The 8,306-nt window shown below is 39.4% G+C and carries 9 protein-coding genes and 1 pseudogene; 2 read left to right on the top strand and 8 right to left on the bottom strand.

Going from position 1 to position 8,306, the window contains the following annotated elements:
- The 3 genes from C6H22_RS04725 to glmU all read right to left on the bottom strand — a co-directional run.
- Nucleotides 1-424: hypothetical protein (locus C6H22_RS04725; RefSeq protein WP_158654621.1), on the bottom strand; the 424-nt coding region annotated here is incomplete at its 3' end.
- Nucleotides 425-622: a sulfur carrier protein ThiS gene (gene thiS, locus C6H22_RS04720; protein ID WP_104694186.1), complete on the bottom strand. Its 198-nt coding sequence runs from the start codon at nucleotides 620-622 to the stop codon at nucleotides 425-427.
- A gap of 15 nt (nucleotides 623-637) precedes the next feature.
- Nucleotides 638-1,996 (bottom strand): bifunctional UDP-N-acetylglucosamine diphosphorylase/glucosamine-1-phosphate N-acetyltransferase GlmU, encoded by a 1,359-nt coding sequence (glmU, locus tag C6H22_RS04715; protein ID WP_199769806.1) that lies wholly within the window; start codon nucleotides 1,994-1,996, stop codon nucleotides 638-640.
- Between the two features lie 321 nt (nucleotides 1,997-2,317).
- On the opposite strand from glmU, the pseudogene fliP reads away from it, so the two are divergent.
- Both fliP and C6H22_RS04705 read left to right on the top strand, forming a co-directional pair.
- Nucleotides 2,318-2,986: pseudogene (gene fliP, locus C6H22_RS04710) on the top strand (flagellar type III secretion system pore protein FliP); the annotation flags it as partial.
- A 1-nt stretch (nucleotide 2,987) separates the two neighbouring features.
- Complete coding sequence (locus tag C6H22_RS04705; RefSeq protein WP_104694185.1) at nucleotides 2,988-4,211, top strand: tRNA (uridine(54)-C5)-methyltransferase TrmA; 1,224 nt, start codon at nucleotides 2,988-2,990, stop codon at nucleotides 4,209-4,211.
- Here the strand turns inward: C6H22_RS04705 and C6H22_RS04700 are convergent.
- From C6H22_RS04700 to C6H22_RS04685, 5 genes are all read right to left on the bottom strand, one after another.
- Complete coding sequence (locus tag C6H22_RS04700) at nucleotides 4,162-5,025, bottom strand: VWA domain-containing protein (RefSeq protein WP_104694184.1); 864 nt, start codon at nucleotides 5,023-5,025, stop codon at nucleotides 4,162-4,164. The two genes, C6H22_RS04705 and C6H22_RS04700, sit on opposite strands and share 50 nt — an antisense overlap.
- Complete coding sequence (locus tag C6H22_RS04695; RefSeq protein ID WP_104694183.1) at nucleotides 5,026-5,961, bottom strand: vWA domain-containing protein; 936 nt, start codon at nucleotides 5,959-5,961, stop codon at nucleotides 5,026-5,028.
- On the bottom strand, nucleotides 5,958-6,314 hold the full coding sequence (locus tag C6H22_RS04690; protein WP_104694182.1) for a hypothetical protein: 357 nt from the start codon (nucleotides 6,312-6,314) through the stop codon (nucleotides 5,958-5,960). The genes C6H22_RS04695 and C6H22_RS04690 overlap by 4 nt, the downstream gene beginning before the upstream one ends.
- Before the next feature lie 2 nt (nucleotides 6,315-6,316).
- On the bottom strand, nucleotides 6,317-6,442 hold the full coding sequence (locus C6H22_RS09005; RefSeq protein ID WP_257874562.1) for a hypothetical protein: 126 nt from the start codon (nucleotides 6,440-6,442) through the stop codon (nucleotides 6,317-6,319).
- A gap of 2 nt (nucleotides 6,443-6,444) precedes the next feature.
- Nucleotides 6,445-8,306, bottom strand: a 1,862-nt coding sequence (locus C6H22_RS04685; RefSeq protein WP_104694181.1) for a class I tRNA ligase family protein, incomplete at its 5' end; no start/stop codon positions are given.

The following is an 8,306-nucleotide window of genomic DNA, read 5'->3' as shown; positions in this document are numbered from 1 at the left end:
TAAAATTTGCTCCTATTTGTGCCACTAATCCACCGATATTTTTTTGGTTATCACTCTTATCTGTATAATACAAACTCATATACTCCGCTCCAAAAGCTATGTAAGGCAATGTATGTGCAAAGTTATAGCCTATTTTGCCACCAGTGCCTATACTATAGTATCCTCCCTCGCTAAGAGTGCTAAGTGGCCACACATTGCCTTCAAGATATGCAGCCACTACTAGATTATCATATAACCAACCACGCTCAAGTCCAAAGAAAATCCCAGAAATATTTTTACTTCCATAGTTTCCTTTTTGTTCGCTTAGATTGGCATTGCTCCAGCCTATTTTGAAACTATCATATGCCAAGGCAATTTGCACCAGAGAACAAACAAGCAAGGCTTGTAGCACGAGTTTTTGAGTGTTTTTTAAACTTTTGCTCATTTACCCTCCGCCCATAAATTGCAATATTTCTATTTCATCATTTTCACATAGTGGTGTGCTATCCCAATCTTTTGCTTGTATCACGGCTGTGTTTTGTGCTAAGGCGATCATCTTTTCTTTTACGCCTACTTCTTTGATGAGTTCAGCAATAGATTGTGCCGTTGTAGCGTAAGATTCTCCATTAAGTATGATTTGCATAGATTTCCTTTGTGATTATTGTGTGATTTTGCCAAAAAATCTTTCAAAAAAACCAGCTTTATTGTGTTGCTTGGATCGTGCTATGGCTAATGCACCACTTGGGACATTGTGTGTGATACTGCTACCTGCAGCGATGAGTGTATTGGATTGAATCTCCACAGGAGCGATGAGTTGGCAATCACTTCCTACAAAGACATTTTCGCCAATAAGCGTTTTGTGCTTGGCTTTGCCATCATAATTGCATGTAATAACACCAGCACCTATGTTGCTTCCCATACCTATTTCACAATCTCCAAGATAGCTTAAATGTCCAGCTTTGACACCTTCTAGTTTCGCAGATTTGAGTTCGACAAAGTTTCCTATATGTGTGCCTGTGATATGAGAATTTGGACGTAAATGTGCCATAGGCCCTATATCGCTTTGGATAATGACGCTAGATTCTATAACACTATGAGCTTTGATATGTGAATCTTGCACAAAGCTTTTTCCACTGATACGCACACCATTTTCTAGCACGCATTCACCTTTAAAAACAACATCAGATTCTATGTAGATTGTGTGGGGCATATCCATTTTTACCCCTTGTGCCATAGCATGTTGGCGTAATCGTGTGAGCAAAACTTCTTGAGCTTGTGCAAGGTGCATTTTGCTATTTACACCCATATATTCATTTGCATCAACAAAGACACCACATATTTCTATCCCATCATTTTGTGCAAGGGAAATAACATCGGTGAGATAGTATTCTTTTTGCGCATTGGCATTGCTAAGTTTTGGGATATAGCGTTCCAAAATTTCTTGGCTAAAGACATATACACCAGCATTAACGCTTTGAATCCCTAGCTCTTTGTCAGCGGCGTCTTTTTGTTCGATAATTTTTAGGACCTTGTGTGTGGTGAGGTTACTAGGATTGTGTGTTGTTTCATCTAGCACGACACGCCCATAACCATCGGGATTGTGTAGCCATAGCATACTCATAACGATTGTTTCTTGGTGCATACATAGGATTCTAAGGCTTTGGGCTTGTATAAGTGGCATATCTCCATTAAGTACTAGCACACGCTTATATTTTGGGAGTATGTTGCGCAATGCCCCACCTGTACCGGGAAAATTTTCTATATCTTGAGTATGTAGGTGTAAGGTAGAATCTAATAATTCTCCAAATTCTTCATACAACACTTGTGTGATTTTTTTGGCTTGGTGATGAAGTACGATATGAATGTCATCACTTAATTCTAGTGCCTGTTGTGTGATGAGTGTAAGCATACTTTTACCACAAAGAGTGTGCAAGACTTTTGGAATAGCGGATTTCATGCGTGTGCCGGCACCGGCAGCTAAAATTATAATAGAAACAGGCAGATTATAATCTTTCATATAAATCCTTATGGCAGGGAGTAAAATCATTTTATGGAATTTTAACACACTAAAGCCTATAATCGCTGCCTAAGTTTTAGTATTTAAGGCATAGATTTGAAAAAGCTTTTGTGTGTATTGTGTATTGTTTCTGCGTGTTTTGTGCTATTAGGTGCAGAGGAAGAGCACCCATATATGATAGAAGTCCAAAATCCATACACACCAAAAGAGCCTTTGGTGCCAAACCTTGTCCCGCAGGTGGATACAACTTCTTCCGCGGAGCAACAAACTCAAGAGATTATTTCTACACCAAATGTGCAAATGCCTCCAGAGCAGATTATCCCAAAACTTAATCTCTCCCTCACTCCACCAACAGAGCCAAAAGAATTAGTAACCACACTAAATGTCGTCATCATTATCACGCTCCTTGTGCTTGCACCTTCACTTATTTTGGTGATGACAAGTTTTACGCGTATTCTTATTGTTTTTGCATTTTTACGCACCGCACTTGGCACTCAGCAATCTCCACCAACACAGATTCTCGTTTCTCTCTCACTTGTGCTGACATTTTTTATTATGGAGCCTGTGGTAACCAAAAGTTATGATAATGGTATTAAGCCCTATATTGATAACCAAATTTCTTATGATGAGGCTTTTGTGCGTGCTACAAAGCCTTTCAAAGAATTTATGATCGTAAATACTCGCCAAAAAGATCTCGCACTCTTTTTCCGCATACGCAACCTTGATAATCCCCAAACTATTGATGATGTTCCGCTAACTGTTGCCATTCCGGCATTTATGATAAGTGAGCTTAAGACTGCATTTTGGATAGGGTTTTTGTTGTATTTGCCATTTTTAGTGATTGATATGGTGATAAGCTCTGTGCTTATGGCGATGGGTATGATGATGTTGCCCCCTGTGATGATTTCACTACCTTTTAAGATTCTTGTTTTTGTGCTTGTCGATGGGTTTAATCTCCTCACAGGGAATCTTGTAGCAGGATTTAAGTAGTTTGGTATGTCCGCATTTTGGGATCTGCGGTGGTTGCAGATCGTATGAAAATTATGATTTTAACACATATGCTATGGAAATTGCAGAGCGCATACTTGGTGGAAAATCTAGCGCACCCATTGCTTTTACTTCGCCAAAGCAGGGTTTTAGGGCAAGGGCGGATTTTAGATTTTGCACATATGAAGGCTTTTATTTTGCGACTAATGCGTTTGGCAAAAATGAGCGCACCAAAATTACACAATGCCCCGTATTGTTGGAGCCTATACAGATTCTCATAAAATATATTCGTGAGATTTTTGCTCCGCTAAATGCCACGCATACATTGCGACATAAGCTTTATGGTTGTAGTTTTCTCTCCACATACAAAGCGTGTGTTGTGACATTCATCTATCACAAATGCTTAGATGATATGTGGCAAGAAGAAATAAGCATGCTTAGAGAGCACCTCACACACATTATGCAGGAGAGATATACGGATTTTCAAGTCCACATTATTGGGCGATCTAAGGGGCAAAAAATCTCCTTTGGTAGTGAGTGTATCATAGATAATTTTGGCATATATCTTGATAGAGATTCTAAAAGCTTACTTGAGCAGTATGGCATTAATCTTGCACGATGCAGTATGAGCAAAAAAGAGAGTCTTTTTTCTCAACCAAACCCCTTTATTAATGCCAAAATGCTTTATTTTTTGCTTACCACATTGCCACAGGTTGTGCCAAATAGTATGCAAACCGATCTTGTGGAATTATATTGCGGGAGTGGGAATTTTACTATACCTCTAAGCCAGATTTTTAGGCGTGTGTTTGCCACAGAAGTTGTCAAAGATTCTATCCATACCCTTCAAGAGATAATCCAAAGTCGTAATATTGCTAATATCACTCTTGCTCGTCTTAATGCACAAGAAAGTATCGCTGCATTGTGTAGGCAACGAGATTTTTTTCGGCTTAAAGATGTGGATTTGGATAGTTTTGATTTTGGTGCTATTTTGATTGATCCACCTAGAAGTGGTGTTGGTGATGAGGCTATACTAGAATTTATTGCACGATTTAGGGTTGTTGTATATATCTCGTGTGCGCCACAAACTCTCTATGATGACCTGCAAGTACTAAAACGCACACACCACATATATGCTTTAGCACTTTTTGAGCAATTCCCTTATACGCATCATATTGAATCTATTTGTATTCTTGTGCGTAATGTACATATACGCGATGTCTCAATGTAGCCCCATAGAGACTAATAAATAACAATATAAGCCCCAATATAAGACTTATGCGTGCTGAATCTAGCTTGTGTAGGGTAGGTGGCGCATTATGAATATTCTTGCCTAGAAAAGAGGCGATTTTTTGTATATCCTTGTTGCTATATGAAAACATAATCCCTTGAGTGATAGCTTGTGATAGCGGGGTGCTTTGTACGATTTGGTGGTTTTCATCATAAAGCAGTGCAGAATCTATTTCAATAACGCTACCTTGTGGCGTAGCAAATACCCATAACATCGAATCTCGAGGGATAAACTCTCCATCACTTAGCACGATAATTTTATCGCCATAAAGCTTTGCACTCTCTAGTGCTAAATCCCCATTGCTTGCACCTGTATCTAGTGCATTTTCAAAGACTCTATCATACCAAGGGAGCTTATTTGTGTTTAGCTTTTGGAGTTGTTGTATTTGTGTGAGGTAATCACAGCTAAATGGCGAAAGAAGATAGGCATTTTGAGCAAAGATAATTATACTTGAGCATGGTTTATATGTTTTTAGCAGAATCTGAAGTTTTTTTGTAGCCATTGCTAAGCGTGAGGGGAAAATATCTTTTGCCTGCATAGATTTAGAAACATCAAGTACAAAGACTATTTTGGGGTTTTCATAAGGCATTATAGGCTCAAAAATTAGCATTTGCACTAGTCCATAGCCAAAGCATACAAATGCACCTATACTCATACTTAGTGGAGTGAAACATTTTTTTTGATAGATATAGTTTAAGGCAAAAATCGCAAGTAAGCACAGGCTTAGGCTACCATAGATAAGGATATGCTGCATTTAGCGCCTTTTTATATGCAATCCATGATATCGCACCCACCAGATTCCAAGAAGCAAGATTCCAAGTCCAAGCACAAACATACTAATATCATAGCCATAGGGCTTTAGAATCGTGTGTGGTGTGATTTCACCGATTTGCTGATAGATTGTTGCAAGATCATTTTCATTCAGAGCGCTAAAGGCTTTGCCACCACTTGCTTTGGCGATGAATTCAAGACTTTGGCTATCGCCTCCATCACTGATATTGACAGGATAGATTCTCACACCCGTTTTAATGGCAAGATCTATTGCTTGTGCAGTGCTCATCTTTGAATGCGTATCAAAGCCATCGGTGAGTAAAATAATACTTCGTTTTATATCGTTACTAAGCGTTGTATCTGCAGAGCTTTGAAAGTCTTGTGTGTCATCAAGTTGTATAAGGGTATAGATTGTGCGTACCAGTGCGTCATTAATGGCTGTTTTGCCACCAGCTAATCCAAGTGTTAGGCTATCAATAATATGGTGTAGGAATTCGCGATCTTGGGTTAAGGCATTGAGGATTATTGTATGCTCCCCAAATGCCACAATGAGTATGCTATCATATGGATTGTTGTCGATAAAATCTTTGCTAAGACGCTTAAGCACTTCTAATCGATTTTCGCCAGTGTGGCTAAAGTCCACTGCTTCCATAGAAAAGCTTGTGTCTAACACAAGGGCAATTTGGCTTTGTGTGGTGGGTATAAGGATGTGTTTTGTTTCTAGCAATGGCTTAGAGAGCGCACCCACAATGCATGCAATCCCGGCAAATTGCAAAAATGTCAGCCAAGAATATATGTGTTGATTTTGGATAAGTGGGAGATGAGGCACAAAAATTCGTGTGCGTGTGTTTTTTAGCCACCACCACACAAGGATAAACAGAGCAAAAATAAGCCAAAAGAATGGATAGGCAAAGCTCATAGATTCTCACAAATGTGTTGGTATTGGGTAAGGAGCACTGAATCCAGAGGGGGAGGGTTTTTGGAAAATTTATAAGCGTTGAGGTTTGGGAGGAATTCTTGGATTTTGGTAAGTGCGTGTTGATTGAGAATCTGTTTTGTCTTGGCTTTGGCAACAAGTGCGCTAAATTCTTTGGCAAATTTTTTAGAATCTTGTGTATCAAGGGATTTTAGATGTTGTATGATAGGGTTTTGTCTTTTGTGTAAAATCACATACGCACAGATTATGCACACCACCATAGCACATATACCTACTACGATCAGTGGCATAGCCCAAGGCGTGATAGGTTCAAATATATCTGCGAGTTCGTGCATTGCTATTTTTTGGGTCTAAAATATCGCAATACTAAAAAGCTTACAAAGGCTATGCCACACACAACAATAATCGTGCTAAATGCCTCAAAATACCCAAAGGGTTGGGCGAGATTAAATACTTCTCCCATAACTATGCTTTGTGTGTGGTTTTTTGTTTTTCTATGGCTTCTTGACAGCGAGCACATATGTCCTCTGCACTAGTTGCCACAAATTGCCAACAACGCGGACATTTATGCGCTTTGGCTTTTGCTATGGCAAAATGCTCTTGTGTGTCATCTATATCAACCACAAAGCGTTTTAGGATCACAAAATCCTCATCGCTTTTGCCCCAGCTACTTACAATAAGCCATCGATCAATTTCACTAAATTCACAAGCATTGGTGCTGATAAGATGAAGCTCTAAGGAAGACTTGATGATCTTGTCTTTTTTGAGTTCATCAAGGATTTCCCCAAATTTTTCACGAATTTTCATTAATCGCGTAAAATCTATTTTATTAGATTGCATACCTGCCACATTTTTAAGCGTAGGATTATAAAGATCAAAAATATCTAATGCCTGGTCTTTAATATGGGTATTAGCATATCCAAATGCCTCATATGCGGTGTAAGTGAGTGTTGGTGCGATGACAAAGAGTAATTTTTTGAGGATAAAAGCCATTGCACTTTGGATAGATTGGCGTCGTGTAGAATCTGCACTATCGCAATATAGACTATCTTTGCACAAATCCATATACACACCACTAAGGTGGGTGCTGACAAAATTCATAACAACGCCAAAACCTTTGGTGAAGTCATATTGCAAAAAAAGTTCTAAGGCGTGTTCTAGTTCTTCATTAGCTAGAGAAACGATGTAGCGATCGATGTCTGAAGATAATGGCGTGATAGCTTGTAAATCCTGCGTGTTTGCGAGTAAAAAGCGTATAGTATTACGGATTTTTTTGTATTGTTCGCTGACTTGTTTGAGAATATTTTGGGAGATTCGTTGATCGTTTTGGTAGTCGCTAAGGGCTACCCATAGGCGTAAAATATCGCTACCATAACTTTTAAGAATCTCTTGTGGTGCGATTACATTGCCTTTGGATTTACTCATTTTTTCGCCGCGTTCATCCATAGTAAATCCGTGTGTAAGAATATGCTTATACGGCGCTCTTTGGTGTATCGCACAGCTTAGGAGTAGCGAGCTTTGAAACCATCCTCTGTGTTGATCGCTACCTTCCAAATACATATCCGCAGGATATTCTCCAGCATTATATGCTTTAGATTCTAAGACTGCTTTCCAAGTGCTACCACTATCAAACCATACATCAAGAATATGATAAATCTTTTCATAATGCACACTTTGATCTTTGTGGCTTGGAGGTAAAAGTTCCTCTATGTCTTTACTCCACCACGCATCACAACCCTCGCGATCAAAGATTTGTGCGAGAAAATCTAGCACCTGTGGATCTAGCACGACAGAATCTGTGCGTTTGTCTTTAAAAAATGCGATAGGCACACCCCAATCTCTTTGTCTTGAGATACACCAATCTGGGCGGTTTTGTATCATAGAAGTGATTCTATTGCGTCCATGCTCGGGGTAGAATCGCACCTTTTTAAGTTCATCAAGTGCTACTTCGCGTAATGTTTTAGATTCTGTGGCAAAGGGTTTATCCATGAGGATAAACCATTGCTTTGTAGCGCGATAGATGATGGGTTTGTGTGTGCGCCAACAAAATGGATAGGAGTGCGTGAATGTAGAGCAATGCAAAAGGTTTTTGCCCAAAAGTTTCAAAATACCTTCATTTGCCTTAAAGACATGTTGTCCGATGAATGTATTTACCACATCATCACGCAAAAGAGCTTTGAGTTTTAGGGTTTCATCATAACAACCACCATCATCGACGGGCATTAGCACTTCTATGTCGTATTTGAGACAGGCATAGTAGTCATCTTCCCCATGTCCTGGCGCAGTATGGACAAGCCCACTTCCCCCACTCATCAATACATGATCGC

This window comes from Helicobacter equorum, from assembly GCF_900198655.1.
Classification (GTDB): Bacteria; Campylobacterota; Campylobacteria; order Campylobacterales; family Helicobacteraceae; genus Helicobacter_F; species Helicobacter_F equorum.
Note: the sequence above shows the minus strand (reverse complement) of the source record. Positions and strands in the feature narration are given on the sequence as shown.